Raw genomic sequence first — 21415 nt, forward strand, 5'->3', positions numbered from 1 at the left:
CCGGCGGGGGAACCCGGACCCACGTTGCTTCGGTGGTCGGACGCTGGTGCTGCGGTCGCTGCCACGGACGGGCCGTCAGCTCCGCTGTGTCTGAAGCCGTTCGATGAGCTCCAGCCGCTTGATCTTCGTCGTGGCGGTGTGCGGCAGGTCCTCCAGGCGCCACTGCACCGGCGGGGCCATGGTCGGCAGACCGGCCACCGCGGCTCGCCACACGTCGGGGTCCAGGGGCTCGTCGTCGCGGGTGGCCACCACCGGTACGGGCACGCCGTCCGTACCGGGAACGATGATCGCCTCGGTGAGCTGCGGGAGCCGTCCGAAGAGCTTGTCCTCGATCTCCAGCGTGCTGTCGATGCCGGGAATCTCGTCGACCTCTCGGTCCAGCAGGTGCAGACAGCCCCACTTGGTGCGGTAGCCCACGTCACCCATCCGCCACCAGCCATCGTTGACCTGCTTCTGCCAGCGCTCGTGCTCCTCCAGGTACGTCACGATCCGCCCGTCACTGCGGACTTCGATGAAACCCGGTGAGGACTTGCTGGGCGGACTGCCGTCGCGGCTGACCACCCGTATCCCGGTCATGCCCGGGAACGGGGCACCCACGCAGCGTCCTTCGGCCTCCGCCCCGCGCTTGTGGCTGTAGGTGCGCCCGGCGATCGGCCCCACCTCGCTCTGCCCGTACATCTGGACGAACAGTGCGCCCTTGCGGCGGGACGCGCCGAGGAGCCGGTGCACCGTGCGCGGGTGGATGGCGTCGAAGGTGCTGCTGAAGTACTTCACACTCGCGAGGGGCGCGCGCGGGTCCTCGGCCAGCTCCTCCCACCGCATGAAGGAGTTGGGGTGCGCCTCGATCAGACCGGGCGGCACCTGCGAGAACAGGGTGGCGACGCTTGCCGGGTCGTCCTCCCTGAGCACGAGGAGCGGGTGCCCCTGGAGGATGGTGATGGGCATCGCGGTGAACATCCGCGAGTGCACGAACGACACGTGGATCGCGATCGGTTCGCTGGGACCGACCATCCTGGCCACGGTGCCCTGCGGACGGTACCTCGCCTGGAACGTACGGCCGGTGTGCACGGCGAGTTTCGGCACGCCCGTGGTGCCGGAGGTGTGGGTGATCAGCGTGGGGTGGTCCGGGGACATGTGCACCGGGTCCACACGCCTGACGCCCGCCAGCGCGGCCAGTTCCTCGGCGCCCTCGTGGTGGCCGGATGTCAGCAGCAGCTTCCGCGACAGCTCGAAGACCTCGTCCGGCAGGTCGTTGTCCAGCTTGGCCTGGTCGGTGACGAGGTACGGGCGGTCCGCGCGCCGCAGCAGTTCGGCCACCGTCGCCCCGTCCAGCTTCGGTGACAGCAGGATCGGCACTGCTCCGAGCCGTGCGAGCGAGCAGGCGAGCAGTGTGATGTCGAAGTTGTTGGCCTTGTGGATGACCACGCGCTCGCTCGTGCGGACACCGGCGGCCCACAGGCGCGACGCGAAGTCCTCGACGACGTCCGCGACTTCGGTCAGCGTCAGGCGGCGGCCACGTTCCGGGGCGATGTCCAGCTCGTGGTCGAGTATCACCGGGCTCGCGGGGTGCTTGCCGGCCGCCCGCGCGAAGAGTGTGCCCAGCTGAATGCCCTTGTTACCGATGCGCTGGAGAAGCATCCGCGCCCCCTCGTCTGTGTGTTCCCGTCTGCCGGTTCATGACTTCTCGATGACGCTCTTGATCCGGTCAAGCGTGTCCGTGAGGTCCTGCTCGAGCTTGGCCGTCCATTCCTCGACGAACCGCGCGCGCTCGTCCTCGCCGAGACCGGCGACGATCTTGTGGATGCCGGCGGTGGCCTTCCCCATCCGGAAGTGATGGGTCAGTACCGCGCCTTCGCCGGCGGCCTCGATGTCGAAACCCCAGACGCTCTGCTGGTCGGCGCCGGCGTGGGAGAGCATCATCCAGCGGAAGGTGCGCCCGCGGTCCGCCTCGGTGACGCGGCACTCGGTGTGCCAGACGCCCCTGACCAGCGGGGCCCAGGCGACGACTTCCTCGCTGCGCAGGTTCTCGCCGCGGAAGACCGAGCCGACGGCGGCTGCCGGCCCGGAGATCCATTCACCGCCCTGGCATTCGGGACTCCACTCGCCGCTGCGGGGCAGGTCGCTGACCACGTCGTAGATCTGGTCCGGCGTCGCCGTTACGTGGATGTCGGCCCGCAGTTCGAACAGTGGGGACTTGTCTGTGACGGAGGAGTTAGCCATGTGCGAGAGCGTCCCAGCGCTCTCGCCACTGCGGCCAAGGACCCGCACAGGGTTGGTCAGGTCACCGGCTGGCCGCGGAGAAGTGTGCAGCACCAGCTTCCCGCGGACCTCGCCCGCCTCGAGGCGGCGGTGAGCTTCGGCCGCCTCACTGAGCGGCAGTGACTCCACCCCGCGCGGGCGCAGCCCTCCGCCGGCCAGCAGCAGGTTGATCTCACGTGCCGCCTCGGCGAGTTCGCGGACGGATGCCTGTGAGATCGCGAAGCCGATGACGGAGGCGTCCTTGACGTAGAGCGGGCCGACCGGCAGCACGGGACGGGTGTGCAGCCCGGAGAGCAGCACGATCCGGCCTCGTCTGGCGAGCAGACCGACGGCGGTGGTCAGGTCGTTCTGCGCGGTCGTGTCGATGTACAGACCGACCCCGTCCGGCGCCGCATCCCGCACCCGTTCCCAGGCGTCCGGCCCGGCGGGATCGACGACTTCGACGGCGCCCAGCGTGCGTACGTACCCGGCGGAGCGCTCTTTGGCCACGGCGATGACGTGTGCCCCGTGGCGGGCGGCCATCAACACCAGCGCGCTGCCGACGTTCCCGCCCGCTCCGACGACGACGACCGTCTCTCCCGGCCGCAGACCGCCGTGCGTGAACAGCGCGAGATAGGCGGTCGTGGCCGGATGCGCCACGGCTGCGGCGTCGGACGGGCTGACGTGACCGGGCAGGTGGTAGAGCCGTTGGTCCGGAACGACCGCGAGCTCGGCGGCGGCGCCCTGTCTGCCGTCGTAGCCGAGGCTGCTGCACCACACCGGGTCGCCGAGGGAGAAGCCCCGCGCCCCCTCCCCGACGGCGCCGACTCTGCCCACCATGTCGCGGCCCACCACGAACGGCATGGGCACAGGGGTGCGCCACGCTCCGGAGCGTACGAACGTGTCGACGTGGTTGACGGCGGTGGCCGCGACGTCGACGAGCACCTCGCGCGGTCCCGGCTGCGGTGGCTCCAGTTCGCCGTACCGGATGACCTCCGGAGGTCCGAACCGTTCCATGAAGGCGGCACGCATGGCAGGGATTCTCGCCGCGGTGCCAGTCACGCAGCGGCCGACGGTCAGGAGTGTGTCACCTCCCGGCCGGCCCTGCGGGCGCCCGGGCGGTGGGCTGCGGTGCCGCTCTCCCCGCGAGGGTGACCCGTCGTGCGTTGCGGTGCGGTGACACCTGACAAAGACGCTTCCATCCGTCTGCACGGACGGGCCGCGGGCGTGAGGCTGGGCCTGTTTCTCGGACCCCCGTGCCGGACCCACCGGGCCGGAGCCACAGGGCCAGACCTCGCGAGAACTGGAGCTCGAATTGAGTATGTTGAACAGACGGCGGTTCCTGGCCGGTACGGGTGCCGCTGTCGCCGCATCCGGTGCGGTCACCTCCCTCCCGACTCCGGCGCAGGCGGCCGGCTCCGCCACCGCCGCGGCTGCCTCTTCGAGCGGCACCGGCATCGCCACCGTCACACCGGCCGACGCCCGCTACGCCGACATGGTCTCGGGCATGAACGCCCGGCTCGTGGGTGAGCCCGAGGCCGTGAAGCTGCCCGCCACCACCGAGGAGGTGGCCCAGGTCGTACGCGAGGCCGTACGGAACGGCAAGCGTCTGGTCATCCGCAGCGGCGGTCACTGCTTCGAGGACTTCGTCTTCAACAAGGAAGCCCAGATCATCACCGACCTGCGGCTGATGAACCGCGTCGGCTGGGACGAGCGGCGCAAGGCCTACTTCGTCGAACCGGGCGCCACGCTGCTGGACATCTACGAGACCCTGCACAACGGATGGGGCGTGACGATCCCCGGCGGCGGCTGCCACAGCGTGGGCGCCGGTGGCCACTTCGCGGGCGGCGGCTACGGTGTCCTCTCCCGCAGGCACGGAATCGTCATCGACCACGTCTACGCCGCCGAGGTCGTCACCGTCGACCGCAGGGGCAAGGTCCGCACCGTCATCGCCACCCGCGACGAGAACGACCGCAACCACGACCTCCTCTGGGCCTGCGCGGGCGGCGGCGGCGGCAACTTCGGGATCGTGACCCGCTACTGGCTGCGCACCACGGGCGTCGAGGGCCAGGACCCGAGTTCGCTGCTTCCCACCCCTCCCGCGCGGGTGCTGTACACCCAGGCCACCTGGCCGTGGGAGAAGATCACCGAGGCCGGCTTCACCTCTCTGCTGAAGAAGTACGGCGAGTGGTCCATGAAGCACAATGACGTGGATTCGCCCTATGCCGACCTGGGCCACTGGCTCTTCCTCAACCACGTCTCGGCGGGCACGCTCTTCCTGGTGGCCCAGATGGACGCCACCGTTCCCGACGCCGAGAAGCTGATGAAGGCCTTCACCGACTTCCTCGGCGAGGCGATGGGAGGTGTCGAACCCTCCATGCTCGACACCCAGGAACTGCCCTTCATGAAGGCGACCACCTACAGCACGACGGGCGGCGAGACACTCAACAACCCGAACCTGCGAACGTTCCACAAGTCGGCCTTCATGAAGGACCTCTTCCCCCAGAGGCAGATCGACGCGCTCTACAAGCACCTGACGCGCAAGGACTACGACAACACCTACAGCTACATCGTGCTCAACTCCGCCGGGTGCCAGATCAACAAGACGGATCCCGCCGCGACGCCCTCCGCGCACCGGGAGTCGCATCTGCTGATGTTCTACGAGTCCTACTGGCACGAGGCCCAGGACGACGAGCGCAACATCCGGTGGGTCCGCGAGATCTACGCGGACGTCTACGCCGACACCGGCGGCGTCCCCGTTCCCAACGACGTCACTGACGGGTGCTACATCAACTACCCGGACGCGGACCTGAGCGACCCCGAGTTGAACAGGTCGGAGTCCACGTGGCACGAGCTGTACTACAAGGACAATTACGCCCGGCTGCAGAAGGTCAAGGCGAAGTGGGATCCGCGCAACCTCTTCCACCACCGCCAGTCGGTCGAACTTCCCTGACCTGCGGTCCATGAACCGCAGGCCCCGGCACCGCGCACAGGGCGGTGCCGGGGCCTGCCGCCGTGGTACCGGTAGTCGGCACCACGGCACGTCGGTGGCGGCGTGCCGTCAGCCGAGCAGCGAGCGCGCCTCCGCGATCAGTTCGACCTGGCGCTGCCAGTCACCGCCGTCGACGACGAGGTCGATGTGGTCGGCGCCCGCCTCCGCGTAGGCGGCGAAGCGTTCGGCCGCCTCCTTCGGCGTACCGCCGATGGGCACGTGCGGGGCGTCCTCGGGCGAGACGCCGTACATCTCGACGAGGCTGCGCTCGAAGTTCTCGCGGGCACTGCGCACCGACTCCTCGTCACCGAGACCGGCGTGCAGCCAGACCGTGGTGCCGGGTGCCGGACGGCCGTGCTCAGCGGCGATCTCCCGCAGCTTCTTCGTGCCCTCGGCGAGCTTGTGGGGAGCCATCATCGACGGCATCCAGCCGTCACCATGGACGGCGGCACGGCGGATGGCGTTGTCCGTGTTGCCGCCGACCAGGACGGGCGGGGCGGGGACGGCCGGCGCCAGGGAGAGCGCCGTCTGACCGGGCTCATCCTCCAGCCGGGTCTCCTCACCCGACAGCAGGCCCGGAAGCAGCCTCAGTGCGGATTCGAGACGGCCGTTGCGTCCCTCCGCGGAGGCGCCGACGGCGTCCCAGAAGGGAGTGCCGGGCGCTCCGCCGGACCCGACTCCCAGGACCACACGGTTCTTCGAGAGATACTGCAGCGTCCCGACCTGGGCCGCCACCCAGGCGATATTGCGCAGCGGAAGCGTCATCACCCCGAAGCGCAGGAGCACACGCTCGGTCACGGCGGCGGCCGCGGACAACGCGAGAGTGCACTCCAGGGCGGGGGTGCCGTTTCCCATGATGAAGTCGGACGCCGAGACCGAGTCGAGACCGGCCTCCTCGACGTGCCGGGCACCGGCGGCCAGACCAGGGAACCCGTTGGGCTCGAGGTCGGCCATGGTGGGCAGGGAAATGCCAACTTCGACGTCTGGCAAGGCATCCTCCGTAGCAGGTGAGCGCAGCAGCGGACCGCTGCGTGGGTACATCTCCGCCCGCGGGCGGAAGGACCGGCCGCCTCCGGGCGGACTCACCGGACACGAACCGCGCCCAGACCTGCCCGCCGACCGTCCGGGTGGACGCGCCGGTCTTCCAACGCGTCAGCGGAAACGGCATGTTGAGCCTACCGCCGAGGCTGCCGCCGACCCTGCGGGAGAAGCCCCGGTACCGGACAAATCAGCCACCCGTCGCGCGAATTCGGCGTGATACCAGGCGGAGTTTGTCAACTCCGGTCCGCGACCCGCCCCGTGACGTCCCGTCAGCCGCTCTCGAGGACCGCCATGGCCGCGTTGTGCCCGCCGATGCCGCTCACTCCTCCGCCCCGTACGGCACCGGCCCCGCACATCAGCACATTGGGATGGGCGGTCTCCACGCCCCAGCGTCCGGTCCCCTCTTGCGAGAAAGGGAAGGAGAGGTCGCCGTGGAAGATGTGGCCACCGGGCAGCCGCAGTTCACCGGCCAGGTCCTGCGGGGTCTTCGCCTCGATGCAGGGGTTGCCGTCCGCGTCGAGGGCCAGGCACTCCCCGACCGGCTCGGCGAGGTGGCGGTCGAGCTCGGCGAGGGTGGCGGCCAGTGCCCTCTCCCGGGAGGCGGCGGCGCCGTCGCCGTCCGCGCCGCCGGTGAAGGACTCGGGGGGCGTGAGCAGACCGAAGAGCGTGAGCGTCTGGCAGCCCTGCTCGGCCAGTTCGGGGCCGAGGATGGAGGGGTCGGTCAGGGAGTGGCAGTACAGCTCCGAGGGCGGGGTGCGCGGGAACTCTCCGCGCAGCGCCTGCCGGTGGGCCTCGGCCAGCTGCTCGTATCCCTCGGCGACGTGGAAGGTGCCGGCGAAGGCCTCCCTCGCCTCGACTGAGGTGTCCTTGAGCCGGGGAAGACGCCGCAGCAGCATGTTGACCTTCAGCTGGGAGCCGGCGACGGGCGCGGCACCGGGCACGGGCGCCTCGCCAAGCAGCCCGGCCAGCGCCTCGGGTGAGGCGTTGACCAGGACCCGGCGGCCCCTCACGCTGCCCTCGTCCTCGCCTGTGCGGTAGTGGACCTCGGCGATGTCCCCGTCGGTCTCCACGCGGTGCACGTCGTGACCGGTGCGGATCTGCGCGCCCGCGTCACGGGCGGCTGTGGCCAGGGCATCGGTGAGCGCGCCCATCCCGCCGACGGGTACGTCCCAGTCGCCCGTGCCGCCTCCGATGATGTGGTAGAGGAAGCAGCGGTTCTGCAGCAGGGAGGGGTCGTGCGCGTGGCTGAGGGTGCCGATGAGGGCGTCGGTGAGCACGACACCGCGTACGAGGTCGTCCTGGAAGTGCTCCTCGATCGTCTCGCCCAGCGGCCTGGTGAACAGCGCGTCCCAGGCGGCGTCCTCGCCGATGCGCTCGCGCAGCTGATCGCGGGCGGGCAGCGGTTCGGTGAGGGTCGGGAAGACCCTCTCGGCGACCCGCTGCGTCATCGCGTAGAAGCGCTCCCACGCCTCGAACTCCTCCTCCCCTCCGGTGAGCCGGGCGAAGGACTCCCGTGTGCGCGCACTTCCGCCGCCCACGAACAGGCCGGTGGCCCGCCCGCCGCGGACGGCCGGGGTGTAGGAGGAGACTCCGCGTTTGCGTACGGCGAAGCGCAGCCCCAGGTCGTCGGTGATCTGCTGCGGCAGCAGGCTCACCAGATAGGAGTAGCGCGAGAGCCGGGCGTCGACGCCCGCGAAGGGCCGGGTGGAGACGGCGGCACCGCCCGTGTGTCCGAGGCGCTCCAGCAGCAGGACGCTGCGGCCGGCGCGGGCGAGGTAGGCGGCGGCGACGAGGCCGTTGTGGCCACCGCCGACGATGACGGCATCGTAGGGGGCTGCGTCGTGAGAGGAGGCGTCGCGAGAGGATGCGGCAGGCATGCCTCTTCGTAGCATGCGACGAGCGCCGCGCACACGCTCATTCGCCGGGGGCGGGGTCCTCGGCGACGTCCATGCCCAGCACCCCTCGGTGCTGAACAGCTCTGGGCCGGCCGCCGTACGTCCGCTGTGCCCTCCACCCGCAGCACCACGCGGGCGGTTCCGCCGCCCCCTGCAGCGGGCTCCGTCCGCTCCGTCTCCCACGGCAGTGTGTCGACGCTGACGGCCAGGCGGTCCTCACGAGGGCATGGGCGCGCAGCTCCGCGCTCTCGCGGTGGGTTCCGCGCGCCCGGCCGGTGAGCGCCGAGAGCACCAGTGCCGGCCCAACTCCGCCAGCCGGCACGGTCCTTGGTCGCTCTGCACGTCCCACAGCGGAGCCCGTCAAGCACGGAAATCACCAGTGCGCGGTGACATCTCCGTCTCCGGTGACCACCGACCGGCGTGGCGCGGATCACATCCCCGTGCGTCATACGGGAGACGCTCCCCGTACGTGTGCCGCACGCACACCCCGGACCGACCCCCGGCGGAGCGCGACCCCGCACCTGCGGGCGCCGGGGCGGACTCACCGGCAGCCGTGCGGAGGTACCGCGCGGCATCGCGCGAACGGGAGGACCACCTTGCAGGAATCACGAGCAGGATCACGAGCGGGATCACGGGCAACGGCCGCAGCGGCGGCGGCACTTCTGGCGGCAGGCACCGTGCTTCTCACGCCGGGCACCGCGGCGGCGTCCCCGTCCCGGCCGGCCGCCGACGCGCCGGCCGGGGACCACGGCCACGGCCTCAAGTGGTTCCAGGCCAGGCACGGGCTGGACGCGACGGGTTCGGTCGACACGGCGACGGCGAAGGCGCTGCAGCAGGCACCGGACTCCCAGCTGCGCAGAGCCTTCCGGACGTCCGCCGACCTCGGCCCGGAGGAACTGGCCAACGCCCGCACGGTGATCGGCGTCGGCAAGGGTGCGGGAATCCCCGAACAGGGGCAGGTCATCGCCCTGATGACGGCCATGCAGGAGTCGAAGTTCGTCAACTACACGGAGCCGGTCGACCACGACTCCCTCGGGATCTTCCAGCAGCGCCCCAGCACCGGCTGGGGTACGCCGGAGCAGATCACCGACGTGCCCACCTCCTCCAAGTCCTTCTACGGAGTCGCCCCGTTCGGCAGCAATCCGGGACTGATCCAGATCGCGGGCTGGGAGACCATGCCCCCGGGTGAGGTCTGCCAGGCCGTCCAGCGCTCGGCCTACCCCGACCGGTACGCCCAGTGGGAGCAGTTCGCCCGTGACCTCCTCGCGGCGGAGGGCCCGACGGTGCCCCCGATCCCCTGATCCCCTGACGGGCGGCCCTCGGGGGGCCTTCGCCCCCGGGCCGCGGTCCTCCGAGGAGGGCCGCGGCCCTGCCCCTGTTCTCTGCCGCCTTTCACCGGCGGACGCCGTACGGCAGATCGCCGTCACCCCACGCACATTTCTCCCCAGCGTTTTCCGGGACGGGCCTCCGGTGAACGGCACCCGGGACGGTCCGGCTGCAGCCCCACCGGCCTCGTGGAAGACAGAAGCCGACGGACCGTCACCCGCCGCAGAAAGATGGCCACTACAGAAATTGCACAGTGAAGGCGCTGACATATGCTCTGCGCATATCTCCACTTCCGTCGCGCGGCAATGCCGTGGCCCCGCGCGGATAAACGGGCACTGAAGCCCGGGCGTTACGGAATAGTGGTTCCGGTCCCTCATGACTCTGAGTAGGGTGTGGGTTGCTGCCAGGCACCGGTACTATGCGCCGGTTGAATTCGGCTTGCCCGAATTGTGCACATACGGGCGGCGTCGGCTGAGACAGCAGAATCGGCAGGAGAGCATGACCGCTGGCTTTTTTGAGGGGCAGTACGTATGGCACCCGGCGGCCGATGATCGCCAGCTGGCACGAGCGTGTGTGGATGTACGCGCGGGCCGTTACTTCAGCGCCAACGAAGCGCTCCTGGACGCCCGCAGGGACAACGGGCTGCGCGCCCACCGCTCGCTCGTACTGGCCTCGGAGGCCGCCGACTCCGACCTGGCGGAACGCTGGCTCGCCGAAGAGCCGTGCAGAGAAGCGGCGCTGCTGTGGGCGCGGGTCTCCTCCCTGCGGGCGCTGCGCGCCGCCGACGCTCAGGACCCCAGGGCCACCGAGCTGGGACGTATCGCGTTCACGGCCTGCCAGCGGGCGGCACTGATGGCTCCCCGGGATCCCACCCCCTGGGTCACCCAGCTGACGCTGGCCCGTCTGCACCGTCCCCGCGACCCGGCCCCCCAGGGGCTGTTGACCGCACCGACAGGGCCGTGGTCGCTCTTCTCGCACATCCTCCGCATCGACCCCTGGCACCGGGAGGCCCACCACCGCCTCCTGTCCTACTTCTTCGCCCGCCACGGCGGATCGTCCACCGCTTCCTGGGACGTGGCCGCCTTCCTCGGCCAACGCGCCCCCGCCTCCTCACCGTTGCGGCTGCTGCCGCTGGTGGCCCTGGTCGAGGAGCACGACCCCTCCTCGCCCCTGGCGAACCGTGCCTGGGAGCAGCCCCAGTGGAAGACGACGGCCCTGGGCGTCTACCAGAAGTGGCTCCCGGAGGTGGCCGGTTACGAGTTCACCCCCGTGCTCGATCTCGCGTACCTGGCGCACGCGCTGTTGATGGCCCAGTGCGAGTTCGAGGCACGTCCGGTCTTCGCCGCCATGGGTCCTTACGCGTGCCGGATGCCCTGGAGCGTCATGGGCGATCCCGAGGACCAGTTGAGCAAGGCCAGGCTCACCTGCGGGCTGCCCGTGCCCGGCAGCCGCTGAAGGGGGCGGCAGCCTCCCCCGCGGCTGTCCGTCCCTGCCGGGCTCGTGCCCGCTCCACGAGAGGAACCGCGCCCCCACCGCCGCCTCTTCGCCGCCCCACCAGAAAGGTTCCACCCACTGTGTCCGACTCCGCATCCCTCGCACCCGCGGAAGACCGGCAGCGAGAAGAGCAGAGCGCGCTCGACGACGACGCGACACTGCACGCGATGGGATATCCGCGCAAACTCACGCGCCGATTCCGCGCGTTCGACAATTTCGCCATCTCCTTCACCATCATCAACATCATCTCCGGAATCTTCTCCTCGTTCGGATTCGGAATGAACGCGGGCGGCCCGTCGGTCCTCGTCTTCGGCTGGATCGGCGTCTCGGTGATGGTGCTCTTCATCGGCGCGTCGATGGCGGAGATCGCCTCCGCCTATCCCACGAGCGGCGCGCTGTATTTCGCCGCGGGAAAACTCGCCAAACGCCGCAAGGGCGCATGGTCCTGGTACACGGGATGGCTGAACTTCGTCGGCCAGGTCGGCGGTACGGCCGCGACCGGCTGGGCCGCCGCCACCTTCATCCAGGCGTTCATCGCCCTGACATGGCCCTCCTACGAGGTCACGGGTGAGCGCACGGTGCTCATCACGGCGGTGATCCTGCTGCTCCAGGCGCTCGCCAACACCTACACGGTGCAACTCGTCGCCCTGCTGAACCGGATATCCGTGTGGTGGCTGCTGGTCGGACTGGCGGTCATCGTCACCGCGCTGACCGTGATGCCCTCGCACCATCAGGACGCGTCCTTCGTCACGCACTTCGCCAACAACACCGGTTTCACGAGCGCCATTTACGGCGGCATGCTGGGGCTGCTCGTCACCAGCTGGACCTTCACGGGGTTCGACGGCAGTTTCCACATGTCCGAGGAGACCGTCCGCGCCACCGTGAACGCGCCGCGCGGCATCGTCCGTGCGATCGGCTACTCCGCCGTCACCGGCCTGATCCTCATGCTCGCCCTGGTCTACGCGATCCGGGACTACGACGCGCAGGCAGGCGCGGCGGCACCGCCGGTGCAGATCCTCATCGACGCCCTCGGCACGGGCACCGCCAAGCTGCTCCTGCTCGTCGTGATCGGCGCGATGCTCTTCTGCGGCCTGGCGAACATGACCAGCAACGCCCGTCAGATCTTCGCCTTCTCCCGCGACGGTGCCATGCCCGGCTCCCGCTGGTGGCACTCGGTCTCCTCCCGCACCCGCACGCCCGTCAAGGCGGTGTGGCTGGCCACGGCCTGCTCCATGCTGCTGGTCCTGCCGGGCTGGTGGTCCAAGACGGCCTTCACCGCGATAGTCAGCGTCAACGTCGTGGGCCTCTTCCTCGCCTACGCCGCGCCCATCTATCTGCGGCTGCGGCTGGACGACTTCGAGCCGGGGCCGTGGCACCTGGGACGCTGGGGCAGGCCCGTCGGGACCGTCGCCGTCGCCTGGATCCTGGTCAGCAACGTGCTGTTCATGCTGCCGCACGCCGCTCCGATCACCCCGGCCACGTTCAACTACGCGCCCATCGCGCTCACGGGGGTGCTGATCATCGCGACCGTCTGGTGGTTCGCCACCGCACGCAGGAGATTCCAGGGCCCCGTCAGCTACGGGCGTCCCGACGAAGTCGCCGCGATGGACCTGATCTGACGACCGGAGACCGCCACGCCGCGGACACCTGCCGCGGCCCCCGCCTCACAGGGAAAGGACGAACAGAAGGAATGAATCCCCCCGGCGACGACGTCCCGTCTCAGCCCTCCCCCGCCGCGGCACCGCCCAGCGGCGCCGCAGCCGCTCCGCCCGGCGCGCCCGCCCCCGGCGGAGGTGGACTCAGCGTCACCCGCGCCTCGTACGAGGAGTGGCTCCAGGTCGAGGAGTGGGCCGCCGAAGAGCAGTGGAACCCGGGCCTGGGCGACACGGCCTGCTTCCACCCCACCGACCCCGGCGGCTTCTTCCTCGGACGCCGCGACGGCCGTCCGGTCTCCGCCGTCTCCGTCGTCAACTACTCCGAGGAGTTCGCGTTCCTGGGCTACTACCTCGTGGACCCAGCGCACCGGGGCGGCGGCCTGGGCATGGCCACCTGGAGCGAGGCCGTACCGCACGCCGGCCGGCGCACCATCGGCCTGGACGCGGTGCCCGCCCAGGAGGAGACCTACCGCCGCTCGGGATTCACGCCCGCCTACCGCACCGGCCGCTACGGCGGACGTCCCACGCCGCCCGGCGCTCCCTCCCCGTCCGTGGTGCCCGCGGACGCCGACCACTTCGAGGGGATCGCCGCGTTCGACCGGCAGTGCTTCCCCGCCGGCCGGCGGGCCTTCCTGCAACGCTGGCTGACCGCCCCGGGCCACAGTGCGTACGCCTTCGTGCGCGACGGGGAGACCGCCGGCTACGGAGTGATCCGCCGGGCGCGGGAGGGCCGGCGGATCGGGCCTCTCTTCGCCGACGGCCCTCAGTCGGCCGAGGCCCTCTTCGACGCCCTGACCGCCCACCTCGGCCCGGACGAGGAGGTCTTCCTCGACATCCCGGAGACCCACGCGGCGGCCGTCGCCCTCGCCACCTCCCGCGGCCTCGAGCCCGGCTCGCACACGGTGCGCATGTACGCCGGGACCGCTCCGCGCTTCCGGGCGGAGCAGGTCTTCGGGGTCACCAGTCTCGAGCTGGGGTGACACGCCTGCTGCCGTACACGCGCCGGCGGCACTGCGAAACCCGCCGGGTCACCCCGGCGGACCTCGGCAGCGGCGGTGCCGTGCGGCACGCTGTAGGTGTGCAGCCGACCGAGGTCACCTCCCCCCGCCGCGGAACGCGGCGCCCCCTCGCGGGCGCGGCGTCACCGGGCGGCGCGGAGGCGTGCGGGCGTGCGCACCGGAGGCGCCCGCTCCACCGGACGCAGCCGGGCGGGACACTGGGGGCAGCCGCCCGCACAGCCGGAAACATCGGGACCGCCAACTCGCGGTTCCAGCTCTGACCTGTAGTAGTACTGGCCAGAGGGACAGAGCCACGCTCACTCGGAGGTATCAATGAAGATGCTGATCAATGTGCCGGAGAACGTCGTCCCGGACGCGCTGCGGGGAGTGTCCGCCGCGCATCCGGAGCTGACGGTGGATGTGGAGAACCGGGTCGTGGTACGCCGGGACGCGCCGGTCGCCGAGAAGGTCGGCCTCGTCTCCGGCGGCGGCTCCGGCCACGAACCGCTGCACGGCGGCTTCGTGGGTCGCGGCATGCTGGACGCCGTCTGCCCCGGCGAGATCTTCACCTCCCCCGTCCCGGACCAGATGGCGCGGGCGGCGGCCGCCGTCGACAGCGGCAACGGCGTCCTGTTCGTGGTGAAGAACTACACCGGCGACGTGCTGAACTTCGACATGGCGGCGGAGCTGGCCGAGGACGAGGGCATCCAGGTCGGCAAGGTCCTCGTGCAGGACGATGTGGCCGTCACGGACAGCGAGTTCACGGCAGGGCGGCGCGGCACCGGCGGCACGCTCTACGTCGAGAAGATCGCCGGCGCGCTCGCCGAGGAGGGCGCGCCGCTGGAGCGGGTGGAGGCGATGGCGCGTCAGGTCGCGGAGTCCTCCCGCAGCTTCGGAGTGGCGCTGCACCCCTGTACGACCCCCGCCAAGGGCAGCCCGACCTTCGACCTGCCCGCGGGCGAACTCGAACTGGGCATCGGCATCCACGGCGAGTCGGGCCGTGAGCGCCGCCCGATGATGACCTCGGGCGAGATCGCGGACTTCGCGGTGGACGCCGTTCTGACCGATCTCGAGCCGGACGGTCCCGTCCTCGCCCTCGTCAACGGCATGGGCGCCACCCCGCTGATCGAACTGTACGGGTTCTGCGCCGAGGTGCGGCGCGTCCTGGACGAGCGACGCGTACCGGTCGCCCGTACGCTCGTCGGCAACTACGTCACCTCCCTGGACATGGCCGGTGCGTCGGTGACACTGTGCCGGGCCGACGAGGAGATGCTGCGGCTGTACGACGCGCCGGTGAGCACGCCCTCTCTGCGCTGGGGCTGCTGAACATGAGTCATCAACAGCGGGCCGGGCAGCGGTCGCCCCTGGGCGTCCGGTCCCCGGCCCCGGTGAAAGGGAGTTGTCTTGACGGACCTGACCGATGAGCTGGACGCCGGTGCCGTCTTCCGCTGGCTCACCGCCGCAGCTGCCTCCGTGGAGCGGGAGGCCGACCTGCTCACCGAGCTGGACTCGGCCATCGGCGACGCCGACCACGGCAGCAACCTGCAGCGCGGGTTCGCCGCGGTCGTCACCGCTCTGGGCAAGGAGTCACCGGACACGCCGGGTGCCGTACTGGTCCTGGCAGGACGCCAGTTGGTCTCCAGCGTCGGCGGCGCGTCCGGACCGCTGTACGGGACACTGCTGCGCCGTACGGGAAAGGCCCTGGGCGACGCGGAGCGGGTGACCGGCGCTCAGCTGGCGGACGCCCTGCGCGTCGGCGTCGACGCGGTCGCGCAGCTCGGGGGCGCCGCTGTGCAGGACAAGACGATGCTGGACGCGCTGTATCCGGGCGTGGAGGCGCTCACCGCCGGCGGGCCCGACCCCTACGGCGCGGCACGTACCGCGGCGAACGACGGCGCGGAGGCCACCGTGCCGCTGCGGGCGCGCAAGGGGCGGGCCAGCTACCTCGGCGAGAGAAGCGTGGGCCACAAGGACCCCGGCGCGACCTCTTCCGCTCTGCTGTTCACGGCCCTGGCGGGGGTGGTCGCCGATGAGTGAGCAGCAGGACACGCCTCCCCCGCGGGTCGGGATCGTCCTGGTCTCGCACAGCAAGGAGGTCGCCGATTCGGTGGCCCGCCTCGCCGTGGGACTGGCCGCGGGACAGGACAGCGCACCCGTGGAGGGCGCGGGCGGCGGACCGGACGGAGGTCTGGGCACGAGCGCCGAACTCATCAGCGCCGCCGCGCAGAAGGTCGACACGGGGGCCGGTGTCGCCGTGCTCGTCGATCTCGGCAGCGCGGTGCTGACGGTGAAGGTGCTGCTCGCCGAGGGGGACGAACTGCCCGAGAACTCGCAGCTCGTGGACGCCCCGCTCGTCGAGGGGGCGATCGCCGCGGTCGTCGCCTCGGCGGGCGGGGCCGGTCTGGAGGAGGTCGCGGCGGCGGCGGAGGACGCGTACCACTTCCGGAAGGTGTGAGCACACGCGCCCCACGGCCCGGGGGCGCGGTGGTGGACGGGTGTGCGGGAGACGGGCACCGCCGCCGGTCACCCGCCGCCGGTCACCCCGCCGCCGCGTCCGGTCAGTGACGGGGGCCGCACCGTCGCCGGCCCGTCCGCGGCGCGGTCGCCGATCCCTTCGGCGGAGGCCCGGGCCCAGCGCTCCACCCCCGCGACGTCGATTCCGTGCGGGGGATCCTCCCGGTAGGGCCCGATGCCCTCGGCGCCCCGCAGGAGAAGGCGTGCCCCGCCCGTGGTGTTGCCCCGGGCGAGGTGGGTGACGCCGACGGCGATCTGGGCCAGGCCCTTCCACAGCGCACGCTCCTGCTCCGGGGACGCCTTCCACGCGTCCTCCAGCACCTCGTGGGCGTGGAAGGGCATGCCGGATTCCAGCAGCTCCTGGGCCTCGTCCAGAGCCGCGGCCGGGGTGCGCGGCACACCCTCTGGCTGCCGGGCGACTCCCTGGTGGCCGTGGGGAAGCGGACGTCCCAGTCCGTCGCGCGGCCGCGCGTTGCGTGCCCTGCCCTCCGGGTCGCGGTCCCGGCGGCGGCCGGCCGGGGCGGGCGCCGCCGGGCTCTCCTGCGGTTCACCGGCGCGGGGAGTGTGACCGCAGTGTTCGCATCCCACGCGGCCGGGCTGCTCACGGACCCGGCCGCACTCGGGGCACACCTGGGGCAGCAGGCATGCCGGCTCCCCGCCCTCCTGCTCTCCTGATGTGTTCATGTGTCGTTCTCCTCCCTGCGCCGCCGGAGGCGCCGGACCGTAGGCGCTGCCGAGGCTACGCCGCCCGGCTGTCCGCGGCATTGCCACGGGCACGGCGGGCGCCGCCTCAGGACCGGCCGATGCCCTCGAACCAGGTGGGCCCCTCGAGGGTGGCGTGTTTGATGCGGGTGACCGCGAACTCCTCCATGGGCGGGAGCGCGTCCAGCCCGAACCAGCCCACCTCCAGCGACTCCTCGTCGTTGACCCTCGCCTCTCCCCCGGTGGCACGGCAGCGGAAGCAGATGTCCATGAACTGGCACCTGTCCCCGTTGGGGTAGGTGACGGACTGCTCCAACGCCTGTACGAGGACCACGCGTTCGGCCACGCAGCGCACGGCCGTCTCCTCCTCCACCTCGCGCACGGCTGCGGCGGCGGGCTGCTCGCCGGGCTCGGGAATGCCCCCGATGATCGCCCAGCGGCCGTTGTCCGCCCGCCTGCCCAGCAGCACGCGACCTTCGTCGTCGAAGACGACGGCGCTGACTCCGGGCAGGTAGAGCAGCTGATGACCGGCGGTGACACGGATCTCGCGGATGAATTCGGGTGTCGCCATGATCCCGACCCTACGTCCTGCCCGGCCCGCGCTCCGGTCCCCACCTGCGCACCAACAGCACCATTCCCGTGCAGGTCATCCACAACTCGCCCCGGAAGCACTACGGTTGACCCGGCAGTCGCACCGCACCGCCTGTCCGGAGCAGTCCGGCCGCGGGGTGCGCCGGTCTCGGGGGGTCGCAGGGAATGACGTCGCCGGTGCTCGTGCCGCCCGACGGGCGCGCGCGGGAGCGCGGTGCTCCCGATGTCGTGGGAGTGCTGATACTCGGAGCGTGCGCGGCCTGGGCACTGATCACGGCCGCGGGCCGGGACGCCCGGCCGGAAGGGCTCCTGCTCGCCGTGCTCGCGGTCGGTGCCGGCTACGCCACCGGGCGCATCGCCGGCTCGCTGCTCCCCGTGGGCGCGACGGCCGGTGCGGCCTTCGTGGGCGTCTTCCTCGCTCTCTTCGGTCCGTCCTCCTCACGTGCGCTCTCGGGAACGTTCGAGTTCTCGGGCCCGGCGGGCCGTTCGGGCGTGACCGCAGCGCTGCTCACCCTGGCGGTCGGAGCGGCGTGCTGTGCCGCGTGGGCGACGCGGAGCCGCGCGCTGCGCACGGCTCTGCGGCTGCTGGCCGCCGCGACGGTGGTGACCGCGCTGCTCGTGGGGTCTCCCGTGGGCTTCGCGGCGGCACTCGCCGTACTGATGTGCTCCCTGGCGGCGGGAGGGATACGCCGGCGGGCACCGGCCCTGGCCTCTCTCGCCCTCATCGCCGCGGCGGTCACCGGTGTCACCGCGGCCGTGGCCCAGGACGCGCTGCCGCGTGAGGTGACGGCCGTGCTGGAGGGCCAGCTGACGGAGCACCGCGTCCAGCTGTGGCAGGACGCCCTTCTGATCACGCGGGAGCACCCGGTGCTCGGCACGGGGCCCGACTCCTTCGCGGAGCAGAGTCCGACGAGCGGGGCCGCCGCGGCCTCCGGCGGAAAACCGCACTCCGCGCCGCTGCAGGCGGCGGCCGAACTCGGCCTGCCGGGCCTGCTGCTGCTCGGGGCGGTCTTCGGCTGGCTGCTGCTTGCGCTCGGCGCCTCACCCCGGCGCACGCCGGTGGTCCTCACCGCAGCCGCGACCCTGACAGCGCTGGCGGCGCTCGCCGCCATAGGCAACGCGCTGAGCTTCACCCAGGTGACGGCGGACGCCGCGCTGCTCGCGGGGTGTGCCTGCGCTCGGCCGCCGGGCTGAGGTGCGGCGCACTCCGGCGGAGCTGCCCGCGGATGGCGCGTACCGCTGATTCGGCGTCGTCCACGGTGACGGTGAAGGTGTGGCCGTTCCCCAGCCTCAGCACCACTCCCTCTCCGCGCCGTACGACGACGGCGGTGCCCTTCCCCGGCCGCCACCGGTAGCCCCAGCCGCCCCACTGACGAGGGGTGACGCGGGTGGCGACCTCGGCGGCGAGGACCTCCCCGAGCAGGATGCGGCGGCGCGGGAGACCGGCGTGGCCGCAGCGCACCTCCAGCGCCTCGCTGTCGACCCTCACCTGTACGTGTACGAACGCGAGCGTCCCGAAGAGCCCGAGGAGCCCGGCCGCGACACAGCCGACGACCGACATCAGCAGCGGCGCGCTGTCCAGAGCCCACGCGGTCCGGAACCCCAGGGCGATCCCCAGCGCCAGGCAGCCCGCCCCCAGGATGGCCAGCAGCCACTGGAGACGGTTGGTCGCGCGGCCAGTCCAGACCACCGCCGGCGAGGGCCGGGCCCGCGAGTGCTCACTCATGGCCGCAGCGTACGGCGGCCGGCGGCCGGCGGCACGGGCGGGCTCCTCCGCCCGGACGAGGCGAAAAGGGGCGCGTAGGGGGCGCAGGTGCGCCGGAGCGGGTGCGGCGCGCGGCAGCGGTCAGCGGTCAGCGGTCAGCGTGCCCGCGGTGAGCAGCCTGCCCTCGGCGTACGTACCGGCCGCCTCGGGCAGCCGGGCCGGGCGTCCGCTGAGCAGCACGGTCAGGCCACCGGTGGGGGCGGCGTGCGGGTCCGGCTGCGCGCCGAGGCGGCGCAGTGCCTGCGCGGCGACCGCGTCGGCCGAACGGAAGAGGTCGGGCAGCGGGCCGTCCTCCTCCGACACGGCCGAACGGATGCGTTCGCCGACGAGTTCGTAGTGGGTGCAGCCCAGCACCACGGACCGCACGCCGCGCGGAGTGAGCGCCGCGGCCGCCTCGACGGCGACGTCGACGGCGTGCTCATGCGCGCTCTCGACAGCGTCGGCCAGACCGTGGCAGGGCACCTCGGTGAACTGTGCGTCCTGCCCGAACTCCGCGATGAGGCGGCGCTGGTAGGGACTTCCGGTGGTCGCGGGGGTGGCCCAGACGGCGACGGGCCCGCCGGCGAGGGCGGCCGGCTTGACGGCGGGGACGGTTCCGACCACGGGCACCTCGGGCTCCAGCTCGGCGCGGAGCGCCGGCAGAGCGTGCACGGATGCGGTGTTGCAGGCGACGACGAGTGCGTCGGGCCCGTGGGCGCGCGCGGCCTTGGCGCAGGCCAGCGCGTGTGCGGTGATCTCCTCGGCCTTCCGCGGGCCCCAGGGCATGCCGTCCGGGTCGCTGGAGAGGACGAGATCGGCGTCGGGCCTCGCCCTGCGTACCGCCGCGGCTGCCGCGAGCAAGCCGATTCCCGAGTCCACGAGCGCGATCCTCACGGCAGGCAACTGTAGTCCACGGGCCATGCGGGCCACGCACCCGATCCGGGCACACCGGTGCCACGCACCCGCTGCCTGGCGGGACCGGGACGTACGCCCGGCGTCGGCGGGCCGTCCGCGCGGGACACGTCGCTCGACGGCCGCGTGCGGGACCCGGCACGCCCCGTGCGGCAGACTGCGGCGATGGGCCCCCTCACCTGGATCGCCGCCGTCTCGCTGGCCGCCTGGCTGTGGCTGCTGCTCGGCCAGGGCTTCTTCTGGCGCACGGACATCCGTCTGCCCGGCGGTGAGGAGCCCTCGCGCTGGCCGGACGTGGCGATCGTGGTGCCCGCACGGGACGAGGCGGAGGTGCTGCCGCTGAGCCTGCCCACGCTCCTGGCGCAGGACTATCCCGGACGGGCGGAGATCGTCCTCGTCGACGACGGTTCCACGGACGGTACGGGCGCTCTGGCACGGCGGCTCGCTGACGGAGCGCCGCACGGGCTGCCGCTGAGTGTGCTCGACCCCGGCGAACCGGAGCCCGGCTGGACGGGAAAGCTGTGGGCACTCCAGCAGGGCATGTCGCTCGCAGGCTCCCGCGGGGACCCCGCCTTCCTGCTGTTCACCGACGCGGACATCGCGCACACGCCGGACTCGCTGCGCGCTCTGGTCGGCGCGGCGGTCGGATCCCGGCTGGACCTCGTCTCACAGATGGCGCGGCTGCGTGCGCAGGGCGGCTGGGAGCGGCTCATCGTCCCCGCCTTCGTGTACTTCTTCGCCCAGCTCTACCCCTTCGGCCGGGTCAACCGGCCGGCTGCCCGCACGGCAGCCGCAGCCGGCGGCTGTGTGCTGCTGCGCACCGACGCCGCGCTGCGGGCCGGACTTCCCGGCAGCATCCGGCACGCCGTCATCGATGATGTGACACTGGCCCGTGCCGTCAAGCGCGGCGGCTCCGGACGCATCTGGCTCGGCCTGGCCGACGGCGTGACGAGCGTGCGCCCGTACGACCGGCTGCCGCAGCTGTGGCGGATGGTGGCCCGCAGCGCGTACGCCCAACTGGGGCACAGCCCCCTGGTGTTGCTCGGCACGGTGGCGGGACTGACGCTGGTGTATCTCGTGCCCCCGGTGGCGGCAGCGGCGGGCTCCGCGGCCGGGGCGGCGGCCTGGGCGGTGATGGCGGTGACCTACGTGCCGATGCTGCGCTACTACCGTCAGCCGCCGTGGCAGGCGCTCGCGCTGCCCCTGACCGCCGCCCTCTATCTGCTGATGACGCTCCACTCGGCGCTGCGGCACCACACCGGGCGCGGCGCGGCCTGGAAGGGCCGCACCTACGCCTGAACCACGGCGGCGCC

18 protein-coding genes are annotated in these 21415 nt (G+C 71.9%); 10 read left to right on the forward strand and 8 right to left on the reverse strand.

All coding sequences use genetic code 11. The features are described 5' to 3' along the window. Positions 1 to 75: 75 nt before the first annotated feature. Both H343_RS0116680 and H343_RS35960 read right to left on the reverse strand, forming a co-directional pair. Positions 76 to 1638: an AMP-binding protein gene (locus tag H343_RS0116680; protein WP_028432088.1), complete on the reverse strand. Its 1563-nt coding sequence runs from the start codon at positions 1636 to 1638 to the stop codon at positions 76 to 78. A gap of 36 nt (positions 1639 to 1674) precedes the next feature. Next, positions 1675 to 3270, reverse strand: coding sequence for a zinc-binding dehydrogenase (locus H343_RS35960; RefSeq protein WP_486586926.1), 1596 nt, complete (start codon positions 3268 to 3270; stop codon positions 1675 to 1677). A gap of 289 nt (positions 3271 to 3559) precedes the next feature. Here H343_RS35960 and H343_RS0116690 point away from each other — a divergent pair, with 289 nt between their 5' ends. Beyond that, on the forward strand, positions 3560 to 5191 hold the full coding sequence (locus tag H343_RS0116690; RefSeq protein ID WP_037904029.1) for an FAD-binding oxidoreductase: 1632 nt from the start codon (positions 3560 to 3562) through the stop codon (positions 5189 to 5191). A 108-nt stretch (positions 5192 to 5299) separates the two neighbouring features. Here H343_RS0116690 and H343_RS0116695 read toward each other — a convergent pair whose 3' ends face one another. Continuing rightward, positions 5300 to 6184, reverse strand: coding sequence for an LLM class flavin-dependent oxidoreductase (locus tag H343_RS0116695; RefSeq protein ID WP_037904031.1), 885 nt, complete (start codon positions 6182 to 6184; stop codon positions 5300 to 5302). Between the two features lie 356 nt (positions 6185 to 6540). Next, a complete protein-coding gene (locus tag H343_RS0116700; protein ID WP_028432091.1) occupies positions 6541 to 8148 on the reverse strand; it encodes a phytoene desaturase family protein in 1608 nt (535 codons plus the stop codon). A gap of 695 nt (positions 8149 to 8843) precedes the next feature. Between H343_RS0116700 and H343_RS0116705 the strand changes: the two genes are divergently transcribed. From H343_RS0116705 to H343_RS0116740, 7 genes are all read left to right on the forward strand, one after another. Continuing rightward, the gene (locus H343_RS0116705; RefSeq protein ID WP_486586927.1) at positions 8844 to 9467 is read left to right on the forward strand and encodes a peptidoglycan-binding protein; all 624 of its coding nucleotides are present in this window, start codon (positions 8844 to 8846) and stop codon (positions 9465 to 9467) included. 523 nt (positions 9468 to 9990) lie between these two features. Further along, positions 9991 to 10947 (forward strand): hypothetical protein, encoded by a 957-nt coding sequence (locus H343_RS0116710; RefSeq protein ID WP_028432093.1) that lies wholly within the window; start codon positions 9991 to 9993, stop codon positions 10945 to 10947. A 206-nt stretch (positions 10948 to 11153) separates the two neighbouring features. Continuing rightward, a complete protein-coding gene (locus H343_RS0116715) occupies positions 11154 to 12605 on the forward strand; it encodes an amino acid permease (RefSeq protein WP_078505794.1) in 1452 nt (483 codons plus the stop codon). A gap of 71 nt (positions 12606 to 12676) precedes the next feature. After that, positions 12677 to 13621, forward strand: coding sequence for a GNAT family N-acetyltransferase (locus H343_RS0116720; protein WP_028432095.1), 945 nt, complete (start codon positions 12677 to 12679; stop codon positions 13619 to 13621). Between the two features lie 351 nt (positions 13622 to 13972). After that, positions 13973 to 14965 carry a dihydroxyacetone kinase subunit DhaK gene (gene dhaK, locus H343_RS0116730; RefSeq protein WP_028432097.1) on the forward strand — a complete coding sequence of 331 codons (993 nt, stop codon included), beginning with the start codon at positions 13973 to 13975 and terminating at the stop codon, positions 14963 to 14965. Between the two features lie 78 nt (positions 14966 to 15043). Beyond that, positions 15044 to 15676 (forward strand): dihydroxyacetone kinase subunit DhaL, encoded by a 633-nt coding sequence (gene dhaL / locus H343_RS0116735; protein WP_486586928.1) that lies wholly within the window; start codon positions 15044 to 15046, stop codon positions 15674 to 15676. After that, positions 15669 to 16094: a PTS sugar transporter subunit IIA domain-containing protein gene (locus H343_RS0116740; RefSeq protein ID WP_028432099.1), complete on the forward strand. Its 426-nt coding sequence runs from the start codon at positions 15669 to 15671 to the stop codon at positions 16092 to 16094. Before dhaL ends, H343_RS0116740 begins: the two co-directional genes overlap by 8 nt. A 68-nt stretch (positions 16095 to 16162) precedes the next feature. Here H343_RS0116740 and H343_RS0116745 read toward each other — a convergent pair whose 3' ends face one another. Both H343_RS0116745 and H343_RS0116750 read right to left on the reverse strand, forming a co-directional pair. Continuing rightward, entirely contained in the window at positions 16163 to 16837 is a 675-nt protein-coding gene (locus H343_RS0116745) for a DUF309 domain-containing protein (protein ID WP_028432100.1), read from the reverse strand. Positions 16838 to 16943: 106 nt separating this feature from the next. Then, positions 16944 to 17426, reverse strand: a complete 483-nt coding sequence (locus H343_RS0116750; RefSeq protein ID WP_028432101.1) for an NUDIX hydrolase — start codon at positions 17424 to 17426, stop codon at positions 16944 to 16946. Between the two features lie 185 nt (positions 17427 to 17611). Here H343_RS0116750 and H343_RS0116755 point away from each other — a divergent pair, with 185 nt between their 5' ends. Further along, positions 17612 to 18640, forward strand: coding sequence for an O-antigen ligase family protein (locus tag H343_RS0116755; protein ID WP_078505761.1), 1029 nt, complete (start codon positions 17612 to 17614; stop codon positions 18638 to 18640). Here the strand turns inward: H343_RS0116755 and H343_RS31055 are convergent. Beyond that, entirely contained in the window at positions 18576 to 19172 is a 597-nt protein-coding gene (locus tag H343_RS31055; RefSeq protein WP_051265384.1) for a hypothetical protein, read from the reverse strand. The two genes, H343_RS0116755 and H343_RS31055, sit on opposite strands and share 65 nt — an antisense overlap. 120 nt (positions 19173 to 19292) lie before the next feature. Next, positions 19293 to 20084 (reverse strand): aspartate/glutamate racemase family protein, encoded by a 792-nt coding sequence (locus tag H343_RS0116765; RefSeq protein WP_028432103.1) that lies wholly within the window; start codon positions 20082 to 20084, stop codon positions 19293 to 19295. 183 nt (positions 20085 to 20267) lie between these two features. Here H343_RS0116765 and H343_RS0116770 point away from each other — a divergent pair, with 183 nt between their 5' ends. After that, a complete protein-coding gene (locus H343_RS0116770; RefSeq protein WP_028432104.1) occupies positions 20268 to 21401 on the forward strand; it encodes a glycosyltransferase in 1134 nt (377 codons plus the stop codon). Positions 21402 to 21415: the final 14 nt, after the last annotated feature.

The sequence above is a fragment of the Streptomyces sp. TAA204 genome, from assembly GCF_000424965.1.

Excerpts from the sequence above, each read along its gene's own strand:
- H343_RS0116745 (WP_028432100.1), bottom strand. The coding sequence starts at position 16,837 with ATGAACACATCAGGAGAGCAGGAGGGCGGGGAGCCGGCATGCCTGCTG.
- dhaK (WP_028432097.1), top strand. The coding sequence starts at position 13,973 with ATGAAGATGCTGATCAATGTGCCGGAGAACGTCGTCCCGGACGCGCTG.
- H343_RS0116720 (WP_028432095.1), top strand. The coding sequence starts at position 12,677 with ATGAATCCCCCCGGCGACGACGTCCCGTCTCAGCCCTCCCCCGCCGCG.
- H343_RS0116700 (WP_028432091.1), bottom strand. The coding sequence starts at position 8,148 with ATGCCTGCCGCATCCTCTCGCGACGCCTCCTCTCACGACGCAGCCCCC.
- H343_RS0116710 (WP_028432093.1), top strand. The coding sequence starts at position 9,991 with ATGACCGCTGGCTTTTTTGAGGGGCAGTACGTATGGCACCCGGCGGCC.
- H343_RS0116715 (WP_078505794.1), top strand. The coding sequence starts at position 11,154 with ATGGGATATCCGCGCAAACTCACGCGCCGATTCCGCGCGTTCGACAAT.
- H343_RS0116740 (WP_028432099.1), top strand. The coding sequence starts at position 15,669 with ATGAGTGAGCAGCAGGACACGCCTCCCCCGCGGGTCGGGATCGTCCTG.
- H343_RS0116755 (WP_078505761.1), top strand. The coding sequence starts at position 17,612 with ATGACGTCGCCGGTGCTCGTGCCGCCCGACGGGCGCGCGCGGGAGCGC.
- H343_RS0116695 (WP_037904031.1), bottom strand. The coding sequence starts at position 6,184 with ATGGCCGACCTCGAGCCCAACGGGTTCCCTGGTCTGGCCGCCGGTGCC.
- H343_RS35960 (WP_486586926.1), bottom strand. The coding sequence starts at position 3,270 with ATGCGTGCCGCCTTCATGGAACGGTTCGGACCTCCGGAGGTCATCCGG.
- H343_RS0116680 (WP_028432088.1), bottom strand. The coding sequence starts at position 1,638 with ATGCTTCTCCAGCGCATCGGTAACAAGGGCATTCAGCTGGGCACACTC.
- H343_RS0116770 (WP_028432104.1), top strand. The coding sequence starts at position 20,268 with ATGGGCCCCCTCACCTGGATCGCCGCCGTCTCGCTGGCCGCCTGGCTG.
- H343_RS0116690 (WP_037904029.1), top strand. The coding sequence starts at position 3,560 with ATGTTGAACAGACGGCGGTTCCTGGCCGGTACGGGTGCCGCTGTCGCC.
- H343_RS0116750 (WP_028432101.1), bottom strand. The coding sequence starts at position 17,426 with ATGGCGACACCCGAATTCATCCGCGAGATCCGTGTCACCGCCGGTCAT.
- H343_RS31055 (WP_051265384.1), bottom strand. The coding sequence starts at position 19,172 with ATGAGTGAGCACTCGCGGGCCCGGCCCTCGCCGGCGGTGGTCTGGACT.